Annotated in this window: 17 protein-coding genes; 10 read left to right on the top strand and 7 right to left on the bottom strand. The window is 66.2% G+C overall.

The window, feature by feature from the left end:
* Positions 1-14: 14 nt before the first annotated feature.
* Complete coding sequence (gene glyA / locus R5H30_RS12145; RefSeq protein WP_318328652.1) at positions 15-1,310, bottom strand: serine hydroxymethyltransferase; 1,296 nt, start codon at positions 1,308-1,310, stop codon at positions 15-17.
* Positions 1,311-1,478: 168 nt separating this feature from the next.
* On the opposite strand from glyA, the gene R5H30_RS12140 reads away from it, so the two are divergent.
* Together R5H30_RS12140 and R5H30_RS12135 are read left to right on the top strand one after the other, a co-directional pair.
* Entirely contained in the window at positions 1,479-2,240 is a 762-nt protein-coding gene (locus tag R5H30_RS12140; protein ID WP_318328651.1) for an NAD kinase, read from the top strand.
* 70 nt (positions 2,241-2,310) lie between these two features.
* Positions 2,311-3,351 (top strand): endonuclease/exonuclease/phosphatase family protein, encoded by a 1,041-nt coding sequence (locus tag R5H30_RS12135; protein ID WP_318328650.1) that lies wholly within the window; start codon positions 2,311-2,313, stop codon positions 3,349-3,351.
* Between the two features lie 51 nt (positions 3,352-3,402).
* On the opposite strand, the gene R5H30_RS12130 is transcribed toward R5H30_RS12135, so the two are convergent.
* The 3 genes from R5H30_RS12130 to R5H30_RS12120 all read right to left on the bottom strand — a co-directional run bounded on the left by R5H30_RS12130 (position 3,403) and on the right by R5H30_RS12120 (position 8,209).
* On the bottom strand, positions 3,403-5,307 hold the full coding sequence (locus R5H30_RS12130; protein ID WP_318328649.1) for a propionyl-CoA synthetase: 1,905 nt from the start codon (positions 5,305-5,307) through the stop codon (positions 3,403-3,405).
* A gap of 224 nt (positions 5,308-5,531) precedes the next feature.
* Positions 5,532-5,846, bottom strand: coding sequence for a hypothetical protein (locus R5H30_RS12125; RefSeq protein ID WP_318328648.1), 315 nt, complete (start codon positions 5,844-5,846; stop codon positions 5,532-5,534).
* 89 nt (positions 5,847-5,935) lie between these two features.
* The gene (locus R5H30_RS12120; protein ID WP_318328647.1) at positions 5,936-8,209 is read right to left on the bottom strand and encodes an NADP-dependent malic enzyme; all 2,274 of its coding nucleotides are present in this window, start codon (positions 8,207-8,209) and stop codon (positions 5,936-5,938) included.
* A gap of 144 nt (positions 8,210-8,353) precedes the next feature.
* Here R5H30_RS12120 and R5H30_RS12115 point away from each other — a divergent pair, with 144 nt between their 5' ends.
* On the top strand, positions 8,354-9,439 hold the full coding sequence (locus tag R5H30_RS12115) for a cupin domain-containing protein (protein WP_318328646.1): 1,086 nt from the start codon (positions 8,354-8,356) through the stop codon (positions 9,437-9,439).
* A gap of 3 nt (positions 9,440-9,442) precedes the next feature.
* Here the strand turns inward: R5H30_RS12115 and R5H30_RS12110 are convergent, their stop codons facing one another.
* Complete coding sequence (locus tag R5H30_RS12110; RefSeq protein ID WP_318328645.1) at positions 9,443-9,646, bottom strand: hypothetical protein; 204 nt, start codon at positions 9,644-9,646, stop codon at positions 9,443-9,445.
* A 75-nt stretch (positions 9,647-9,721) separates the two neighbouring features.
* On the opposite strand from R5H30_RS12110, the gene R5H30_RS12105 reads away from it, so the two are divergent.
* From R5H30_RS12105 to R5H30_RS12075, 7 genes are all read left to right on the top strand, one after another.
* Positions 9,722-10,126 (top strand): cytidine deaminase, encoded by a 405-nt coding sequence (locus tag R5H30_RS12105; protein WP_318328643.1) that lies wholly within the window; start codon positions 9,722-9,724, stop codon positions 10,124-10,126.
* A complete protein-coding gene (locus tag R5H30_RS12100) occupies positions 10,123-11,427 on the top strand; it encodes a thymidine phosphorylase (RefSeq protein ID WP_318328641.1) in 1,305 nt (434 codons plus the stop codon). Before R5H30_RS12105 ends, R5H30_RS12100 begins: the two co-directional genes overlap by 4 nt.
* Positions 11,427-12,638 carry a phosphopentomutase gene (locus R5H30_RS12095; RefSeq protein ID WP_318328640.1) on the top strand — a complete coding sequence of 404 codons (1,212 nt, stop codon included), beginning with the start codon at positions 11,427-11,429 and terminating at the stop codon, positions 12,636-12,638. The genes R5H30_RS12100 and R5H30_RS12095 overlap by 1 nt, the downstream gene beginning before the upstream one ends.
* Positions 12,639-12,727: 89 nt before the next feature.
* A complete protein-coding gene (locus R5H30_RS12090; RefSeq protein ID WP_318328639.1) occupies positions 12,728-13,963 on the top strand; it encodes a putative DNA modification/repair radical SAM protein in 1,236 nt (411 codons plus the stop codon).
* Positions 13,963-15,417: a UdgX family uracil-DNA binding protein gene (locus tag R5H30_RS12085; protein WP_318328637.1), complete on the top strand. Its 1,455-nt coding sequence runs from the start codon at positions 13,963-13,965 to the stop codon at positions 15,415-15,417. The genes R5H30_RS12090 and R5H30_RS12085 overlap by 1 nt, the downstream gene beginning before the upstream one ends.
* A gap of 72 nt (positions 15,418-15,489) precedes the next feature.
* Positions 15,490-16,122 (top strand): uracil phosphoribosyltransferase, encoded by a 633-nt coding sequence (gene upp, locus R5H30_RS12080; protein WP_318328636.1) that lies wholly within the window; start codon positions 15,490-15,492, stop codon positions 16,120-16,122.
* A gap of 195 nt (positions 16,123-16,317) precedes the next feature.
* Complete coding sequence (locus tag R5H30_RS12075) at positions 16,318-17,265, top strand: SPOR domain-containing protein (RefSeq protein ID WP_318328635.1); 948 nt, start codon at positions 16,318-16,320, stop codon at positions 17,263-17,265.
* Positions 17,266-17,271: 6 nt separating this feature from the next.
* Here R5H30_RS12075 and R5H30_RS12070 read toward each other — a convergent pair whose 3' ends face one another.
* Complete coding sequence (locus R5H30_RS12070) at positions 17,272-18,285, bottom strand: M48 family metalloprotease (RefSeq protein ID WP_318328634.1); 1,014 nt, start codon at positions 18,283-18,285, stop codon at positions 17,272-17,274.
* A 222-nt stretch (positions 18,286-18,507) separates the two neighbouring features.
* Positions 18,508-20,139 carry an AMP-binding protein gene (locus R5H30_RS12065; protein ID WP_318328633.1) on the bottom strand — a complete coding sequence of 544 codons (1,632 nt, stop codon included), beginning with the start codon at positions 20,137-20,139 and terminating at the stop codon, positions 18,508-18,510.
* Between the last annotated feature and the right edge of the window lie 278 nt (positions 20,140-20,417).

Raw genomic sequence — 20,417 nt, 5'->3', positions numbered from 1 at the left:
CAACCCCGCCGAGATCAGAGGTTGGGATAAAGCGGGAAGCGCGCGCAAAGCTCGGCGACCTCGGCCTTCACCTTCTCTTCGACCGCGGCGTTGCCTTCCTCGCCGTTGGCGGCAAGCCCGTCGACCACCTCGATGATCCAGTCGCCGATCTTGCGGAACTCGGCCTCGCCGAAGCCGCGCGTGGTGCCCGCGGGAGAGCCGAGCCGGATCCCCGAGGTCACGGTGGGCTTTTCCGGATCGAACGGCACGCCGTTCTTGTTGCAGGTGATATGCGCCCGCCCCAGCGCCTTTTCGGTGGCGTTGCCCTTCACGCCCTTGGGGCGCAGGTCGACCAGCAGCACATGGGTGTCGGTGCCGTTGGTGACGATGTCGAACCCGCCCTTGATCAGCTGGTCGGACAGCGCCTGGGCATTGGCAATCACCTGCCGGATGTAATCCTTGAACTCCGGGCGCAGCGCCTCGCCGAAGGCCACGGCCTTGGCGGCGATGACATGCATCAGCGGTCCGCCCTGAAGGCCGGGGAAAATGGCCGAGTTCACCTTCTTTGCGATCGCCTCGTCGTCGGTCAGGATCATGCCGCCGCGCGGGCCGCGCAGGGTCTTGTGCGTCGTGGTCGTGGCGACATGGGCGTGCGGGAAGGGCGAGGGATGTTCGCCCGCCGCGACGAGGCCCGCGAAATGCGCCATGTCGACATGCAGGTAGGCGCCCACGCTGTCCGCAATCTCGCGCATGCGCGCAAAGTCGATCTGGCGCGGGATGGCCGAGCCGCCGGCGATGATCAACTTGGGCTTGTGCTCGGCGGCAAGGCTCGCGACCTGATCGTAGTCAAGCAGGTTGTCCTGCTTGCGCACGCCGTACTGCACCGCGTTGAACCACTTGCCGGACTGGTTCGGCTTGGCGCCGTGGGTCAGGTGACCGCCGGCGTCGAGGCTCTGACCCATGATCGTGTCGCCAGGCTGCAGCAGGGCGAGAAAGACGCCCTGGTTGGCCTGGCTGCCCGAGTTCGGCTGGACGTTGGCAAAACCGCAGCCGAAGAGCTCGCAGGCGCGTTCGATGGCCAGCGTCTCGACGATGTCGACGTACTGGCAGCCACCGTAGTAGCGCCGGCCCGGATAGCCCTCGGCGTACTTGTTGGTCATCACCGAGCCCTGGGCCTCGAGAACGGCTGCGCTGACGATGTTTTCGCTGGCGATCAGCTCGATCTCGTCGCGCTGGCGTGTCAGTTCCTGCCGGACGGCGCCCGTCACGTCGGGGTCGGTCTCGGCAAGCGTGCTGGTGAAAAAGCCTTTGTCGCGGTGCGGAGCGTTCATGGGATCCATCCTGTTGTCACGGCGGGTCGAGGTGTGGCGGGTGGTACAGCAATGCCGGGCGTATCGAAAGCCGGTAAAACGACGCGCCATCGATTTCCTGCGGCAAAGCTGGCGTGGTCAGGGGATATGTGCTTGTTTCGTCTCCGGTAAGGCAGGATCGGAAACAGGGTGCCGCTGAAGATTTCTTTTACCGCGAGCCATGCGGAAACCGCCCAGACAGCACGCGCGGCCCTCGTCACCCGGTACGGCAATGCCACGATGGAAGCGGCGGATGTGATCGTGGCGCTGGGCGGCGACGGCTTCATGCTTCAGACCCTGCATGCCACCCAGCATCTCGACGCACCGGTCTACGGCATGAACCGCGGCACCATCGGTTTCCTGATGAACGACTACGCTGAGAGCGACCTGCAGGCGCGGCTTGCGCAGGCTGAGGAGGCGGTCATCAACCCGCTGGCGATGACCGCGACGGGCGTCGACGGCAGCGAGACCCGGGCGCTGGCGATCAACGAGGTTTCTCTGCTGCGCGCGGGGGCACAGGCGGCCAAGCTGAAGATCACCGTCGACGGACGCCTGCGCATGGCGGAACTGGTCTGCGACGGGGCTCTTGTCGCGACGCCCGCGGGATCGACCGCATACAACTATTCCGCCCACGGGCCGATCCTGCCCATCGGATCGGACGTGCTGGCGCTCACGGCGATGAGCGCCTTCCGCCCGCGGCGCTGGCGCGGGGCGCTCTTGCCCAAAAGCGCGACGGTGCGCTTCGACGTGCTGGAGCCGGGCAAACGGCCGGTCATGGCAGAGGCGGACGCGAAATCGGTGCGCGACGTTCTGGCGGTCGAGATCCAGTCCGAACCCTCCGTGCGCCACCGTATCCTTTTCGATCCCGGCCACGGGCTCGAAGAGCGTCTGATCAACGAACAGTTCACCTGAGCGGCTTCACGGGCGCTGCGGATTTCGTGTTAGTGTGGCGCAGGCGATACGAATTCACGGGGCGCGACAGATGGCATTCTACCAATCCCTGAAATCCGCGCGGGTCTATCCGAAGGGCCGTGAGGTCCCCGGACAGTCGGGCTGGATCGCGGATCACCTTCTGGCCCTGCGTGCCTCGTTGCGTGCCCAGATCACCGACCGCCGGCGGCCAAATTCGCTGATCGTGGGGTCGTGGAACATCCGGCACTTCGACGGTGGCCGCAAGCGCCTGCCGGAAAGCTACCACTACATCGCCGAGATCATCGACCATTTCGACATCTGCGCGATCCAGGAGGTCAAGGACCTCGAGGCGATGGAGCGGCTGATGAAGCTGCTCGGCCCGAACTGGGATTTCTTCGTCAACGACAGTTCCGGCGGCGGGCGCGGCAACCACGAACGCATGGCCTTTGTCTACAACCGCAACCGGGTGCGGTTCCGCAACCTGATCGGTGAACTGGTCCTGCCCAAGGGCATCCTGCCGGGGGACGAGCAGATCGGACGCACGCCGTTTTTCGCCGCGTTCCAGGCCGGCTGGTTCCGCTTTACCCTGTGCTCGGCCCATATCATCTTCGAGGAGCAGGAAGGCCGACCGCTGCGCGAGGACGAGATCCGCGTGATCGCCTCGATCCTCAAGGAGCGGGCCGAGGAGGCGGACGAGGTGCATATCTTCCTCGGCGACATGAACATCGAAAGCCGCGAGGACGACGCGTTCAAGGCACTGACCGATCACGGCTTCATCGTGCCCGATGTCGGGCCGACCTCGCTGACGGGAACCAAGCATTACGACCAGATCGCATTCGCCGGACCACAGGACGTCACGCACCTGTTGGGGCATGGCGTGATCCGCTGGCAGGACGTTGTCTACCGCGAGGACCAGCGCGACTCTTACGAGGCCATCGCGCGATCGATCCGGGACGCACCCGACACCGGCAAGCCCTATTCCAACTGGACCCGCACCTACTCGAGCTGGCGCACGCACGAGATGTCCGACCACCTGCCGGTCTGGATCGAGATCGAGGTGGACTATTCCGATGACTACCTGCGGTCGATCGCGGGGGCAGTTGCGGAGTAAGGGCAGCCGCTTGCGTCGGCAAACCATGCTGCGCGCCAAATGGCCGCCCGGCTAGGCCTGCGCGGCGGCCGGTGCCAGCCCGATGCCCTGCAGCGCCGCGCGGATCTCGTCGAGGATCGCTGGGTCGTCGATCGTCGCCGGCAGGCGATACTCGGCCCCGTCGGCGATCTTGACCATCGTCGCGCGCAGGATCTTGCCCGAACGTGTCTTCGGCAACCGGTCCACCACGACGGCGAGCTTGAAGGCCGCAACCGGGCCGATCCGCTCGCGCACCAGTTTCACGCATTCGGCGGTGATTTCGTCATGCGGCCGGTTCACACCCTTGGTCAGGCACACGAACCCCACAGGCGCCTGTCCCTTGAGGTCGTCGCTGACGCCGATCACCGCACATTCCGCCACATCCGGATGCGCGGCCAGAACCTCCTCCATCGCCCCCGTCGACAGGCGGTGGCCGGCGACGTTGATGACGTCGTCGGTGCGCGCCATGATGTAGAGATAGCCGTCCTCGTCGATCATGCCGGCATCGCCGGTCTCGTAGTAACCGGGAAAATGGCTGAGGTAGCTCTTGCGAAACCGATCCTCGGCATTCCAGAGCGTCGGCAGCGTGCCCGGAGGCAGCGGGAGCTTGACCGCGATGGCACCGAGTTCGCCTGATTTCACCGGGTGACCGGCCTCGTCGAGGATGCGCACGTCATAGCCGGGCATCGCGACCGTAGGAGAGCCGATCTTCACCGGCAGCGCCTCGAGCCCCGCGGGATTGCCGGCGATGGTCCAGCCGGTTTCGGTCTGCCACCAGTGATCGTAGACCGGCTTGCGGAGGATACTTTGCGCCCATTCGATCGTGTCCGGGTCCGCACGCTCGCCGGCAAGGTAGAGCGCGCGCAGGCCGGACAGGTCGTATTTCTCGCGCTCCACGCCTTTCGGGTCTTCGCGCTTGACGGCGCGAATGGCGGTCGGGGCGGTGAAGAAGCTGCGCACATCGTGCTCGCCAATGACGCGCCAGAAGGTGCCTGCATCCGGCGTTCCTACCGGTTTGCCCTCGAACACGACGGTGGTGTTGCCGTGCACCAGAGGGCCGTAGCAGATGTAGGAGTGACCCACGACCCAGCCGACGTCGGAGGCGGCCCAGAACACCTCGCCCGGCTCGACGTTGTAGATGTTCTTCATCGTCCAGTGCAGCGCGACGAGATGCCCGCCGGTCGCGCGCACGACGCCCTTGGGTGCGCCGGTGGTGCCGGAGGTGTAGAGGATATAGGCCGGATGGTTGCCCTCGACGGGTACGCAATCGGCGGGTTCGACGCCTTCCTGTGCGGCATGCCAGTCGATGTCGCGGCCTTCGACCAGGGTCGCCTCGGCCTGCGGGCGTTGCAGGATGATACAGACCTCGGGTTTATGGCCCGCCATCTCGATGGCGCCGTCGAGCAGCGGCTTGTATTCGACCACGCGCCCCGGCTCGATCCCGCAGGAGGCGGCGAGAATCGCCTTGGGCCGGCAATCGTCGATGCGCACGGCAAGCTCGTTGGCCGCGAAACCGCCGAAGACCACCGAATGGATCGCGCCGATCCGCGCACAGGCCAACATGGCGACAAGCGCCTCGGGCACCATCGGCATGTAGATGATCACCCGGTCGCCCTTGGTCACGCCGCGGGCGGTCAGCGCGCCGGCCAGCAGCGCCACCTTGTCGCGCAATTCAGTAAAGGTGAGCGTCGTCTTGCTGGCGGTGACGGGGCTGTCGTGGATGATCGCCGCCTGATCGCCGCGGCCGTTCTCGACGTGCCGGTCGACGGCGTTGTAGCACCCGTTCAGCAGCCCGTCGGCGTACCATTCGTAGAGGTTGTCCCCGCGGTCGAAGAGCGCGCGGCTCGGCTTGGCGACCCAGTCGATTGCGTCCGCCTGCCGCATCCAGAATCCTTCGGGATCCTGCATGCTCTTCCGGTAGATATCGGCGTACCCCACGGCTGTCCTCCTCTTCGTCGCCCTGGCACGGTGTTACGCAGCGGTATGGGCTCGGGCAAGGCTGTTACCGGTAACACTCCCCGTCGCTTGCCAAGAAACTTTGCAGACTTCGCAGATCTGCGCATGGAGTTTTGCAAAGTCTCGGTCGCTTTACCGATTGTTGCAAATCAGCGGACCGGTTTGCAAAGTCTGCGGCCGCGGGTTCATGTTGCCGGGCAGGGACCTTACGCCGGCGGCAAGGCGTAATAAGTGTTCGCGTTCAGACCGGGGTTGTCCGACGGGCGGCCGGTGATCCGCAGGCCGCGGCGCACGGCCTCTTCGCAACTTCCGGCGAGGTTCGGATTGCACCCGACGCGGTGCCCGGCGACCAGCACGTCCGTTTTCGCGAAGGGCTGTCCATCCTGCAATATCTCGGTGGTCACGGTCCGATAGCTAGCTCCGTCCACGGTGACGCTGCCGGTAGTCTGGTTCTGGACCGTGGCGCAGGCGGCGAGAAGACCGGATGCGAGAACGGCGAGGATAACGGGACGACGGGTCATGATCGGCTCCAATCTGTCGGCGCGGGCGGGGCGTCCGCTGCCATCTCAGGTTGCGCCAGAATACCCTTTCAGATCAACTGCAAACCCGCTCAGCCGTAATGCGCGACCGGTGTCCCGGCGATTGCAGACACGTTGAGCAAGCCGCGCGCGGTGATCGACGGCGTCACGATATGCGCCCGGTTGCCCATGCCCATAAGGATCGGCCCAACCTCGAGCCCGCCGCCCTTCATCTTGAGGATGTTGCGCACCCCCGAAGCGGCATCGGCATGGGCGAAGACCAGAACGTTGGCCGCGCCTTCCATCCGGTTGCCGGGAAACAGGCGCTGGCGCAACTCGGGGTCAAGCGCCGCGTCGATGTTCATCTCACCTTCGTAGCAGAAATCACGCTCGGTCTCGTCGAGAAGAGCGATCGCCTCGCGCAGGCGTTCGCCCGACCCACCCTGCTGGTTGCCGAACTGGCTTTGCGAACAGAAGGCGATCTTGGGCTCGATCCCGAAGCGCCGTACATGGCGCGCGGCGCCGATGGCGATATCGGTCAACTGCTGCGGCGAGGGCCGAGAGTGGACATGGGTGTCGGCCAGAAACAGTGGACCGTCCTCCAGGATCATCATCGACAGTGCGCCCTGCGGACGCAGGCTCTTGGTGCCGAGCACCTGCGAGATGTAGTTGAGGTGCCAGCGGTATTCGCCGAAGGTGCCGCAGATCAGGCTGTCGGCCTCGCCGCGATGCACCATCACCGCGCCGATCGCGGTTGTGTTGGTGCGCATGATGGCGCGCGCCAGATCGGGGGTGACGCCGCGCCGGGCCATGATCTCGTGGTAGGTGCCCCAGTAGTCGCGGTAACGCGGGTCGTTCTCGGGGTTCACGATCTCGAAATCGTCGCCGACCCGGATCGACAGCCCGGCCCGTTCAATGCGGGATTCGATCACCTCGGGACGCCCGATCACGATGGGGCGTTCGACGGTTTCCTCGAGCACCGCCTGCGCCGCGCGCAACACCCGCTCGTCCTCGCCTTCGGCAAAGACGATCTTGCGCGGCGCAGCCCGTGCGGACTGGAACACCGGGCGCATCAGCAGCGCCGACTTGAACACCGAGCTGTCGAGCTTTTGCCGGTACGCGGCAAGATCGTCGAGCGGGCGCGTCGCCACGCCAGTCTCCATCGCTGCCTTGGCAACGGCCGAGGAGACCACGCCGACAAGGCGCGGATCGAAGGGTTTCGGGATCAGGTAGTCCGGTCCGAAGGTCAGTTGCTCGCCCTTGTAGGCCGCCGCCGCCTCGGCGCTCGACGATGCGCGGGCGAGCGCCGCGATGCCGTCGATGCAGGCCAGCGCCATCTCGTCATTGATCGTTGTGGCCCCGACATCGAGCGCGCCGCGGAAGATGAAGGGAAAGCACAGCACGTTGTTGACCTGGTTCGGGAAATCCGACCGGCCGGTGGCGATGATCGCCTTCGGAGCGACCTCGCGCGCGAGATCGGGCAGGATCTCGGGCGTCGGATTGGCCAGCGCGAAGATCACCGGGCGCTCGGCCATCTTGGCGACCATCTCGGGCGTCAGCACGCCAGGTCCCGAAAGCCCGAGAAAGAGATCGGCGCCGGGGATCACGTCGTCGAGCGTCCGCAGATCGGTCGCTTGGGCGAACTCGGACTTAATCGGGTTCATGTCCTCCGCGCGGCCCTCGTAGACCAAGCCGTGAATGTCGCAGAGCCAGACGTTCTCGCGCTTGACCCCGAGCTTGAGCAACATGTTGAGACAGGCGATGCCCGCCGCCCCGCCGCCCGTCGAGACGATCTTGATGTCCTCGAACCGCTTGCCGGCGACGTGCAGCGCGTTCTTGGCCGCCGCGCCCACGACGATGGCGGTGCCGTGCTGATCGTCGTGAAAGACCGGAATGTTCATGCGCTCGCGGCAGATGCGTTCGACAGTGAAACAGTCAGGCGCCTTGATATCCTCGAGGTTGATCGCGCCGAAGGTCGGCTCGAGCGCGCAGACGATCTCGGCTAGCCTCTCGGGGTCCGGCTCGTCGAGTTCGACGTCGAAGCAGTCGATCCCGGCGAACTTCTTGAACAGGACCGCCTTGCCTTCCATCACCGGCTTTGAGGCCAGCGCGCCGATGTTGCCCAGCCCGAGAACCGCGGTGCCATTCGAGACCACGCCGACAAGGTTGCCGCGCGCGGTGTATCGCGCAGCATTGGTGGCGTCGGCCTTGATCTCGAGGCAGGCCTCGGCCACGCCGGGCGAGTAGGCGCGCGACAGGTCGCGCCCGTTGGCCAGCGGCTTGGTGGCGCGGATTTCGAGCTTTCCGGGCTTGGGAAATTCGTGGTAGTCGAGCGCGGCCTGCCGCAGGTTCGGATTGTCGGTCATCTGCGCAGGTTCCTCCCCCGGAAAACTGGTTCAGTGCTAAACCATTCGGCGAAGCGCGCCAAGGTGGCGCGATCTGGACGCGCGGACACGGCTTGTCGTCGCCGCGCCAAACGCGCAATGTCCGCCCCGGAACAGGAGAGACCCATGGGCGAGATCAGGGCCGAAGTACGGCTGCCGACGAAGGAGTTGCGCGCGGATATTCCGTTTTATACCAAGGTTCTGGGCATGCGGATGGACAGCATCTATCCCGCCGACGACCCGTCAGTGGCGGTGTTTTCCGGTCATGGGCTGCGGGTGCGGATCGAGAAGGGAGCGGCCGAGGCACCGGGGACGCTGCGGATCCTTGCCGAGGATCCGGAAGCCTTTGCCGACGGCAAGCGCCACCTTGTTGCGCCGAACGGGACGCGCATAGAGATCGCGGCCTTGTACGAGCCGGTCGTGATGCCCGAAACCATCCACAGCTTTGTCGTGCGCCGCCTGCGCGACCAGGCCCCGTGGGTCATCGGACGCGCGGGCATGCACTACCGAGACCTGATCCCGGACCGCCTCGGCGGCTCGATCATCGCGAGCCACATCCGAATTCCCGACGGCGGCCCGGTGCCCGACATGGTGCATTACCACACTGTCGGGTTTCAACTGATCTTCTGCTACCGGGGATGGGTCGATCTGGTCTACGAGGACCAGGGGCCTCCGTTCCGGCTGCATGCGGGCAACTGCGTGATCCAGCCGCCCGAGATACGCCATCGGGTGCTCTACGCGTCAGACAACATCGAGGTCATCGAGATCGGCGTGCCGGCGGAACATGTGACGACCATCGACCACGAGATGACGCTGCCAAATGGTCCGGCCAATCCCGACCGGAGCTTTCAGGGACAGCGTTTCGTGCACCATAAGGCCGAAGATGCAATCTGGAGCGCGTTCCGCGTGCCGGGCTTTGACAGTCGAGATACCGGGATATCCGAGCATACCGCCGGCGTGGCCGGGGTTCACGTGGTCAGACCTGCGGCGGGCGGCACGGAGTGTTGCGCACACGACGCCGATATTCTGTTCGGCTTCGTTCTTGACGGCGCAATGACGCTGGAGGGGGAAGGGCGGGAACCCTTCGCGCTGACGGCAGGAGACGCCTTCGTCATTCCACCGGGTATGCGCACGCGCTATGCCGAGCCGACGGAGGATCTGGAGCTTCTGGAGGTGTCCCTGCCCGGCGCCTTCCGCACCGAGCAGGGATGAGGGTCAGCCGTCGCTCTCGAGCGCCTCGATCCGGGCTTGCGCTTGTTCCTCGGTCAGCGCGGTGTCGAAGGTCTCGCCTTTTTCCTCGCAGAGCGCGCGAAGCTTTGCCGCGGTCTTGTCGGTCATCTCCTGATCCGTGTTCTGATCGAGGTCGATGGCCGCGCCTGTGGTCGCGGCGATGACGGGATTCTCTTTGGATTTGCCCATTGCTGAACTCCCTATATGACTAACTGGTGGAACGCCGTGGTCTCGCGGCGGGTTCCGCAATGACAGGAGACGGTGATGTCCGATGATCTGAAGGCGGCGGCGGAAAAGGTCAGCCGCAACGCCTATGCGCCCTATTCGAATTTCCACGTCGGTGCCGCGGTGCGTGGCGCGAACGGGACGATCTATTCCGGGTGCAACGTCGAGAACGTGGCCTATCCCGAAGGCACCTGCGCCGAGGCCGGGGCGATCGCCGCCATGATCGCCGCGGGCGAGACCCGGCTGACCGAGGTCTACGTGGTTGCGGCCTCGCCGACCCCGGTGACACCCTGCGGCGGCTGCCGTCAGAAGCTGGCGGAATTCGGTGACGCCGAGGTGCGCGTGACGATGGCCGGTGCGGAGGGCGTCGAGATGCAGATGACGCTGGCCGAGCTTCTGCCGGGCGCCTTCAGCCAGTCGCACCTGGAGGGATCGACCTCGTGACGGCACAGGCCATCCTGGCGGATCTGCGTCACGGTAGGCGCCCGGACGCGGAAGACCTCGCCTGGATGGCGCGGGGTCTGGCCGACGGGACGGTCAGCGATGCGCAGGCCGGAGCCTTTGCGATGGGCATCTGTCACACGGGGCTCGACGAGGCCGGGCGTGCCGCGCTGACACTGGCGATGCGCGACTCGGGCCGCGTGCTGTCTTGGGATCTTGACGGGCCCGTGCTCGACAAACATTCGACCGGGGGCGTCGGAGACTGCGTCTCGCTGGTGCTGGCCCCGGCACTGGCGGCCTGCGGAGCCTATGTCCCGATGATCTCTGGACGCGGGCTTGGCCATACCGGCGGCACGCTCGACAAGCTCGAGGCGATCCCGGGCGTCGCGACTCAGGTCGACGAGACGCGGTTTCGCGACGTGGTGGGCACGGTGGGCTGCGCCATCGTCGGCGCCACCGCGGACATCGCCCCGGCGGATCGTCGCCTCTATGCCGTCCGCGACGTCACGGCGACGGTCGACAGCCTCGACCTGATCACCGCGTCGATCCTTTCGAAGAAGCTGGCCGGCGGGCTCGAGGGGCTGGTGCTGGACGTAAAGGTCGGCAGCGGCGCCTTCATGAAGGATATGGATGACGCCCGCGCGCTGGCGCAGGCGCTGGTCGGCACCGCCAAGGCCGCGGGCTGCCCGACCTCGGCGCTGATCTCGGACATGAGCCAGCCGCTGGCGCCGGCTCTGGGCAACGCTCTCGAGGTGGCGGCGGTCATGGACGTGCTGACGGGTGGCGAGCGAGGCGCTCTTTACGATCTGACCGTCGCGCTCGGCGGCGGCCTGCTGGCGAAGGGCGGCCTTGCCGCCGACGACGAGGATGGCGCAGGCAGGATTGCCGAAGCGATTGCCAGCGGGCAAGCGGCAGTGTGTTTCGGCCGGATGATCGCGGGCCTTGGTGGCCCGGTGGAATTCGTCGAACGCTGGGCGCGGTTCCTTCCCGAGGCGACGGTGATCCGCGAGGTCACGGCGCAGGCGTCCGGCGTGGTCACGGCCATCGACGGCGAGGAACTGGGGCTGGCGGTTGTCGGGCTGGGCGGCGGACGGCGGAATGAAAGTGACGAGATCGATCCTTCGGTTGGTCTTGCGCAGGTCGCGCGTCTCGGCGAGCGCGTCGACAAGGGGCAGCCGCTCGCCGTGGTGCATGCGTCCCGGCCCGAGGCGGCGGACCGCGCAGCGGCGAAGGTCCGCGCGGCGATCACGCTGGGCGATACGGCGACACCGCTTCCGGATCTCGTACGCGAAAGGATTTCCTGATGGCACGTGCCTTCCTCGTGGTGATGGACTCGGTCGGCATCGGCGGTGCGCCGGACGCGGCCGAGTTCTTCAACGGCGACCGTCCAGACCTCGGCGCCAATACCGTGGGCCACATTGCGCAGGCCTGCGCCGACGGCGACGCGGAACTGGGCCGCACCGGGCCGTTGCGGCTGCCGACGCTGGATGCGCTTGGCCTCGGCGCGTCCGTGCGTTTGGCCAGCGACATCGAGGCGCCCGGACTCGACGCCGAACCGCAAGGCACATGGGGGGCTGCGACCGAGGTCTCGAAGGGCAAGGACACGCCGTCCGGGCATTGGGAACTGGCCGGACTTGTAGTGCCCTGGGAATGGACCTTCTTCACAGAGGAGGAAGAGAGTTTTCCGCCGGACCTCATCGAGCAGGTCTGCAAGGCCGCGGGCGTGTCCGGCATCCTCGGCAACTGCCATGCGTCCGGCACGAAGATCATTGCCGAACTCGGGCAAGACCACATGAGCACCGGGCACCCGATCTGCTACACCTCGGCCGACTCGGTCTTCCAGATCGCCGCCCACGAAGAAAGTTTCGGCCTCGAGCGCCTGCTGAAGCTCTGTGCGGATCTCGCGCCCGATCTGCACGAGATGAAAGTTGGCCGCGTGATCGCGAGGCCTTTCGTCGGTGACCCCGAAACCGGCTTTACCCGCACCACGAACCGCCGCGACTATGCCATCGCGCCGCCGTCGCCGGTTCTCACCAACTGGGTGCAGGATGCCGGGCGGCGGGTCTACGCCGTGGGAAAGATCGGCGACATCTTCTCGATGACGGGCATCGACGAGGTCCGCAAGGGGTCCGACGAGGCCCTGATGGGGCATCTGGGTGATCTCGTGGACACCGCGAAGGACGGCAGCCTGACCTTTGCCAACTTCGTCGAGTTCGACAGCCTCTACGGACACCGGCGCGACGTCAGCGGCTATGCACGCGCGCTCGAATGGTTCGACGCCGAGATCGCCAGGATCCTGCCGCGCCTGCGCGAAGGCGATATGCTGGTACTGACCGCCGATCACGGCAACGATCCGACCTGGGTCGGCACGGATCACACCCGCGAACGCGTGCCCGTGCTCATCGCCGGGCAGGGCGCGGGCGAATTGGGGCAGATCGGGTTCTCCGACGTGGCGCGGATCGTCGCCGATCACCTCGGCGTCACGGCGCGTGAAGGCGATCCTGCGACAGACTAGACCCGGGTCACACACGCAAACTGCGGCATTCCGCCGCCCGTACGTCACAGTTTATTTGCAATCCGGTTCGCGGAACATACCATGAACGTATGGTGAAGCGCACCCTTTCCGAAAAGCTCGCGATTCTCTCCGACGCGGCGAAATACGATGCCTCCTGCGCATCGAGCGGTGGCGCGCGCCGTGACAGCCGCGACGGAAAAGGGCTGGGCTCGGTGACCGGTTCGGGGATCTGCCATGCCTACGCGCCCGACGGGCGCTGCATCAGCCTCCTGAAGATCCTGATGACGAATTTCTGCATCTACGACTGCGCCTACTGCGTGAACCGGGTCAGCTCCAACGTCGAGCGCGCGCGCTTTTCGCCCGCCGAGGTCGTCGAGTTGACGCTCGAGTTCTATCGCAGGAACTACATAGAGGGGCTGTTCCTCTCCTCGGGCATCATTCGCTCGCCCGATGACACGATGGGCGACATGGTTCGGATCGCCCGCAGCCTGCGGGAAGAGCAAAACTTCCGCGGCTACATCCACCTCAAGACGATCCCGGATGCCGCGCCTGACCTGATCGAACAGGCGGGGCTCTACGCCGATCGCCTGTCGATCAACGTCGAGCTTCCCACGGACCAGAGCGTGAAGGCCTACGCGCCCGAGAAATCTCCGGCCCAAATCCGCAAGGCGATGGCGGACGTTCGGCTGCGCAAGGAGGCGGGAAAGGAGCGCAGCCACTCCGGCAAGCGGCCGCCACGGTTCGCGCCCGCGGGGCAGTCAACGCAGATGATCGTCGGCGCGGATGCCTCGAATGACGCCACGGTTCTGAAAACCTCGACGCGGCTTTATTCCAGCTACAAGCTGAAGCGCGTCTATTACTCGTCCTTCTCGCCGATCCCCGAGTCCTCGGCGACGCTGCCGCTGATCCGGCCTCCGCTGGTGCGCGAGCATCGGCTTTACCAAGCTGACTGGCTGCTGCGCTTCTACGGCTTCGATCTGGACGAGATCACCGGGTCGATGCCCGGCGGCAACCTCGACCTCGAGGTCGACCCGAAACTCGCCTGGGCCCTGCAGAACCGGCATCTATTCCCGCTCGACGTCAACCGTGCTCCGCGCGACATGCTGCTGCGCGTTCCGGGCTTCGGCACCAAGACCGTCAACCGGATCCTCTCGACGCGGCGCCACCGCAGCTTGCGGCATGACGACCTCGCGCGCATGGGGGCGCGGCTGAAACACGCGCGGCCTTTCGTGTCGCTGCCGGACTGGACGCCGCGCGGCCTTACCGATGCCGCCGACCTGCGCGCGCGCTTCGCGCCGCCCCCCGAACAGTTGCAGTTGCTGTGATGCGGCAGGTTTGTCTGCCGGAGGTCGGCACCTTCGAGGCGTGGCGCGCAGCGGCGCGCGGGCTCGCCAACAGCCAGGTGCCCGCGCAAGAGGTGTTGTGGCAGGTCGGAGGCGGGGATGGCGACCTTTTCGCCGGCACCGAAGATGATGCACTCCCTTCTGCCGCAGGCGCTCCTTTCACGGTGCCGTCGCGTTTCATGGCGCTGGCGAACTGTGTCGTCTGGCATCGAGATCCCGAACGCTTCGCGCGCCTTTACGCGCTGCTTCTGGCGCTGCGCGAGACACCGCGCCTGATGGCGGACCGGGGCGACGCGCGCGTCTCGGTCCTTGAGGTCATGGCCAAGGCGGTGCGGCGCGACAAGCACAAGATGACCGCCTTTGTGCGCTTCCGTGAAATCGGTGAGCGGGAGGCGCCGCGGCGCCGGTTCGTGGCCTGGTTCGAGCCGTCGCACCTGATCGTGGAACCGACCGCACCCTTCTTCGCCAAGCGCTTCGGCGACATGAACTGGTCGATCCTCACGCCGGACCTCTGCGCGCATTTCGAGGACGGCGCGGTGCGCTTCACCCCCGGCATCGAAAAGCCACCGCTTCCCGAGGACGCGACCGAGGATCTATGGCGCACCTATTTCCGCAACATCTTCAATCCGGCGCGGCTCAAGGTGAAGGCGATGCAGGCCGAGATGCCCCGCAAGTACTGGAAGAACATGCCCGAGGCGGCGATGATCCCCGAGCTTGTGGCCGGCGCCCGGCAGCGCGCCGGTGCCATGCTCGAGGCCGCACCCGCGTCCGTGCCTGCGCGCGCGGCCCGGATCGGCGACAGGCTGTCGGCGACACGGGCGAAACCGGCCCCGGTCGGGGACCGCGCGGAGTTCCTTGTTGCCTTGCAGGGCTGCCAGCGCTGTCCGCTTTGGCGCGATGCCACCCAGGCTGTGCCGGGCGAGGGGCCCCCTGACGCACCGCTGATGATCGTGGGTGAGCAGCCGGGCGACCACGAGGATCTGGCCGGACGGCCATTCGTCGGTCCGGCGGGGCAGCTCTTCGACCGGGTCGCGGGCGAGGCCGGGCTGGACCGCTCGAAGGCCTACGTTACTAACGCGGTCAAGCATTTCAAGTTCGTGGCGCGCGGCAAGCGGCGGCTGCACCAGGCGCCCGAGCGTGACGAGATCGATCACTGTCGCTGGTGGCTCGACCTCGAGCGCCGGATGATCCGACCGAAGCTCATCCTCGCGATGGGCGGCACCGCACTGGAAAGTCTGACGGGGTCCCGCAAGGGTATCCTCAAGCGACGCGGCGGGCTGGAGCAGGCCGGCGACGGCACGCCGCTGCTGGTGACCGTGCATCCGAGCTACCTGCTGCGGCTTCCATCCGAGGAGCGGCGGCAGTCCGAGACCGAACTCTTCCGCGCCGACCTGCGCCGCACGGCCGATCTGCTGTCCGAGCTTTCGGCGGCCTGAGACGCTGTCGTCGGGTTGCGTCCGGCGCCGGTTCGCGTCTAGATCGGGTCGGACATCCGGGAAGGGCAGAGCATGTCGGATCACCTCACTGTCGTCGATCACCCGTTGGTGCAGCACAAGCTGACGATCATGCGCGAGAAATCGACGTCCACCGCCACCTTCCGCCAGCTGTTGCGCGAGATCAGCCAGCTTCTCGCCTACGAGGTCACGCGCGGACTGCCGATGACCACCAAGCGCGTCGAAACGCCACTCGAGGAGATGGATGCGCCCACGCTCGACGGCAAGAAGCTGGCGCTGATCTCGATCCTGCGCGCGGGCAACGGGTTGCTCGACGGAGTGCTCGAACTGATCCCCTCGGCGCGCGTCGGCTTCGTCGGCCTTTACCGCGACGAAGAGACGCTTCAGCCGGTGCAGTATTACTTCAAGGTACCCGAGGCGCTCGACGATCGCATGGTCATCGCCGTCGATCCGATGCTGGCCACCGGTAATTCCTCTGTCGCGGCGATCGACCTGCTCAAAGAGGCCGGGGCCACCAACCTGCGGTTCCTGTGCCTGCTGGCCGCCCCCGAGGGTGTCGCGCGGATGCAGGAGGCGCATCCCGATGTGCCGATCGTCACGGCGGCGCTCGACACTCGGTTGAATGAGAAGGGCTACATTGTACCGGGGCTGGGCGACGCCGGTGACCGGATGTTTGGCACTAAATAAATATTAATCTCTTCTGACTCAAAGTTGACCTCAGTTGGCTTGCCAGAAGCGACCAATTTTTGCATGCTTTCACTATATCTCGTGGGGGCGTAGATGAAAAACTCAAGAATTATAGCCTTGGCGCTGTGCTTGGGCCTATTTGATCAGACCACCGCATGGGCGCAGTCGACGTCGGGACCTGTCGAAATGCCGCCCGTGACCTATAGCGGAAAGCAATACGTCGACAGCGCCGGATGCGCCTTCACGCGCGGCGGCATTGACGATGTCGTGGTTTGGGTGCCGCGGCGCGGCCGGGACCGTCAACCGCTGTGCGGGCTCGAACCGACCTTCGCCACCCGGGCCGTCACGCCGGTCTCCGCGCCGATCGAGGCGACGACGAATGCGCCCGTAAACACGGTGGCGCCTGCGCCACGGCGTACCGCCGCTCGGGCCCAGCCGGCGCGTGTGGCACCGGCGCAACCCGTCGCGCGCACCCGGGAAGCCGGCCCGACCGTCGTGACCGGGCGGACGCGCGTGGTGCCGAAACACGTCTGGCAGAACCGGCAGAACACGCAGAACGTTGCGGTCCCGCACGGCTACCGGACGGTCTGGGAAGACGACCGCCTGAACCCGCATCGCGCCGTTCAGACGCTCGACGGCATGGCGGCCACCCGGCTGGTCTGGACCAACACGGTGCCGCGGCGGCTTGTCGATGTCGACACCGGTCACGACATGACGGCGAAGGTTGCGCTGGTCTATCCCTATACCGATCTCGAGACCCAGCGCCGCGACCTCGGCACCGTGACGCTGAGCTACCGCGAGGGGCAGGTGGTCAAGAAAGTGCGACCCAATTCCGGGCGTGTGACCTATTCCTCGCGCAGCGCGCCGCGCCAGAACGTCTCGAAACACTTCAAGGTGCGTCCCGCGCCGACGCCGCCGGGTCGCTACGTGCAGGTCGCCGTCTTCAAACAGAAGGACACCGCAATGGCGACGGCGCGCCAGGTGCAGCGCCTTGGCCTGCCTGTCCGCCTGAAGATCGGCGAGCGGCAGGGCCGGCGGTTCTTCACCCTCGTGGCCGGCCCCTTCGTTCGGGACCAGGAGTTGCATTCGGCGCTCGGGACGGTCCAGAAGGCAGGTTTCGAAGACGCATTTCTGCGCAACTAACCGGCATCAGCCGCCGCAGATGCCCTGCAGGCGAAGCCAGTCGGCGTCGCTGAGCAGGGCGTCAGCGTCACGACCTGCCATCGGATCGGCCTCGATCAGCGCCAGCGTGCTTTCACCGGAGACATCCCGGGCATAGGCATAAGGCGTGCTGCGCACGCGCGCCGCAGCGAAAGCGTCAAGCAGCGGCGCGGGGTCGACCTCTCCGGGCGCGACCTTCATCAGGTGCACCGCGTAGTCGTCAAGCGCCCCGGGATCGACCTCGCCCGAGGTGAGCAGCCGGAAACTGTCCCAAGGGCCCAGCACGTCCAGCATGTCGCGCAGCGGATCGCTAGTCTTTGCGCGCCGGGTTTCGGCGAGAACGTAGCCCGCGACAACATCTGGCTCTTCGTGGTCTTCGACCAGAGACCGGTCCAGCAGGATATGCCCGCCGGGCAGGTGCAGGCTCGCGACCGGCACCGACGGCAGGATCGCCAGCGGTCCGCTGCCGAGCCTGGCACGCAGTTTGCGCAGCGCCCGCAGCCCGCCTGCATCGGCGCAGGCCGTGCCGCCGACGCGCTCGATCCGCTGCATCAAAGCTTCGCCGATGGCGCCCCGGTGGACCTGCGGTACAACGCCGACGGTATGATCGACGATGGCGCCCGGCAGCCAGAACACCACCAGTGCCGCCATGGCTAGAACGGAAATGGCAAAGCCTAGCCAGCGCAGGCGCCCGGGGCGCGGGCGCGCACGCTCGACCGCGCGGCGCAGTTTCTCGATCGCCTCGATCATCTCCGCCTCGTCGGCGGAGATTTCCAACGTCTCGCCGGGATCGCCGTCGGGATGGAAGATGGCCGGGCGCACGCCCGGGTTGGCCCGCTGCACCGCCGCCAGTGACCAGTGCGTCAGGGCCTGGTCGCGCAGATCGGACACCACCAGCGTCGCGTCGCCGATCGAGACGATCACATCGCGCCGCTGCGCCTCGGCCGTCGGCCGCCAGAGAGCGGACGCCTCCAGACGGGCGTATTTTCTGAGTGCCGTCATGTCGCGGGCAATACTGCTCTGCACTGTTTTGCCGCAGTCTAGCACGCCCCCAAGGCGGAGCAATGGCGGCGCGTCGCGCGGCCGGGCCTGTGTGCAGAAATGGAGGAGAATTGTCGAAGTAGTCGAAGCTTCAGAATCATTTGCGCAAAGGCTGGGATAAACTTGGAAATGATGTTCGAATCTTGCAATCTCGCCCGAAACTATCGTTGCGCCGGGTTGGACTCAGCCCAGGGCCGCCGCGATCTTGCGTAACTCGAACTTCTGGATCTTGCCCGTTGATGTCTTTGGCAATTCTTGGAAAACCACACGCTTGGGCGTCTTGAACCCGGCGAGCGTCTGCCGCGCGAAGGCGATCAGCCCGGCCTCGTCCACGTCGCTGCCCGGCTTCGGCTCGACGAAGGCGCAAGGCACCTCGCCCCACTTGTCATCCGGCTTGGCGACAACGGCGGCCAGCAGAACTCCGTCGTGTGACATCAGCACGCCCTCGACTTCGACCGAGGAGATGTTCTCGCCGCCCGAGATGATGATGTCCTTGGCGCGGTCGGCGATCTGCATGTAGCCGTCTTCATGCTGCACGGCGATATCTCCCGAGTGAAAGTAGCCGCCCGCGAATGCCTCCTCCGTCGCCGCACTGTTCTTGAGATATCCTTTCATCACCGCGTTGCCGCGCATGACGATCTCTCCTTGGGTCGTCCCGTCACGCGGCACGGGCGACATGTCCTCGTCGGCGACGTGGATGTCCTCCATCATCGGAAAGGCGACACCCTGCCGCGCCTTGATCGCGGCGCGGGCGGGCTTGTCGAGACCGTTCCAGTCCTCGTCGCGCCAGATGCATTCGGTCACGTGGCCGTAGGTTTCGGTCAGCCCGTAGACCTGCGTGACGTTGAAGCCGAGCTCCTCGATCTTCGACAGTGTCGCGGGGGCCGGCGGCGCGCCGGCGGTGAAGACCTCGACACGGTGATCGAAGCTGCGCCGGTCCTCGCCGGGCGCGTTTACCAGCATGTTGAGCACGATGGGCGCGCCTCCGAGATGGGTCACGCCCTCGTCCGCGATGGCATCGAAGATGTTGGCGGCGGTGATGTCGCGGCAGCAGACGAGGGTGCCGCCGACCAGGGGCATCATCCAGGTGTGGTTCCAGCCGTTGCAGTGAAACAGCGGGACGATGGTCAAGTAGACCGGGTGCAGCACCATGCGCCAAGAGATCACGGTCCCCATCGTCATCAGGTAGGCGCCGCGATGGTGATAGACCACGCCCTTGGGCCGCCCGGTGGTGCCGGACGTGTAGTTCAGCGCGAGGCTTTCCCACTCGTCCTCCGGCATCAGCCAGGCGAAGGTCGGGTCGCCGCCCTCCAGCAGATCCTCGTAGGTCTCGTGGCGTCCTGAGCCTGCGTGCCCGGCGCCCGGATCTGGAACCTCGATCAGGATCGGCGCCGGCCCGTCGAGCCGAGCCACGGCGGCCTCCGCCAGCGGCAGGAACTGGCTGTCGACCAGCACGGCGCGGGCCGCGCCGTGGTCGAGGATATAGGCGACGGTATCGACATCGAGGCGCGTGTTGATGGTGTTGAGGACCGCGCCGCAGGCCGGCACGCCGAAATGCGCCTCGGCCTGCGCGGGCACGTTGGGCAGCAGCGTTGCCACCACGTCGCCCGGTGCGACGCCGAGACCGGCGAGGGCCGAGGCAAGCCTCGAGCAACGCGCTTGGTACTCGGCATAGGTCACCCGGTGCGCGCCATAGACCACCGCCAGCCGGCCGGCAAAGACGTCCGCGGCCCGCCGCAGGTGCGACAGCGGGGACAGCGGTACGAAGTTGGCGGCACATTTCCCGAGGCCCGTCTCGTCACTCAGCCAACCCATGCCCATGTCTCCCCTGTCGATCCGTCCCGTGCGACACGTTATGGCAGACACCGCGCAAGGCAAATGGGAAAACCGGGCCCGGACGGGGTGTGTTCAGGTTGGGTCAGTCTCGGTTGTTGCCGGTCGGCCGGAGACGGGTGCTTTGCATGTCCGAGTCCGCGCGCGGCGCCACCCGAGAAGCGGTTCCTCGCCTGACGGACTGATCGGGCCGCGGGGCGCGCAAATACGATCGGAGAGTGATTCGGGAAGAGGGCGTGATCCGTGTCTTTGGCGGCAGA

The organism is Roseobacter sp. FCG-D35, from assembly GCF_033436665.1.
In the GTDB taxonomy this organism is placed as follows: domain Bacteria; phylum Pseudomonadota; class Alphaproteobacteria; order Rhodobacterales; family Rhodobacteraceae; genus JAWQFO01.
Note: the sequence above shows the minus strand (reverse complement) of the source record. Positions and strands in the feature narration are given on the sequence as shown.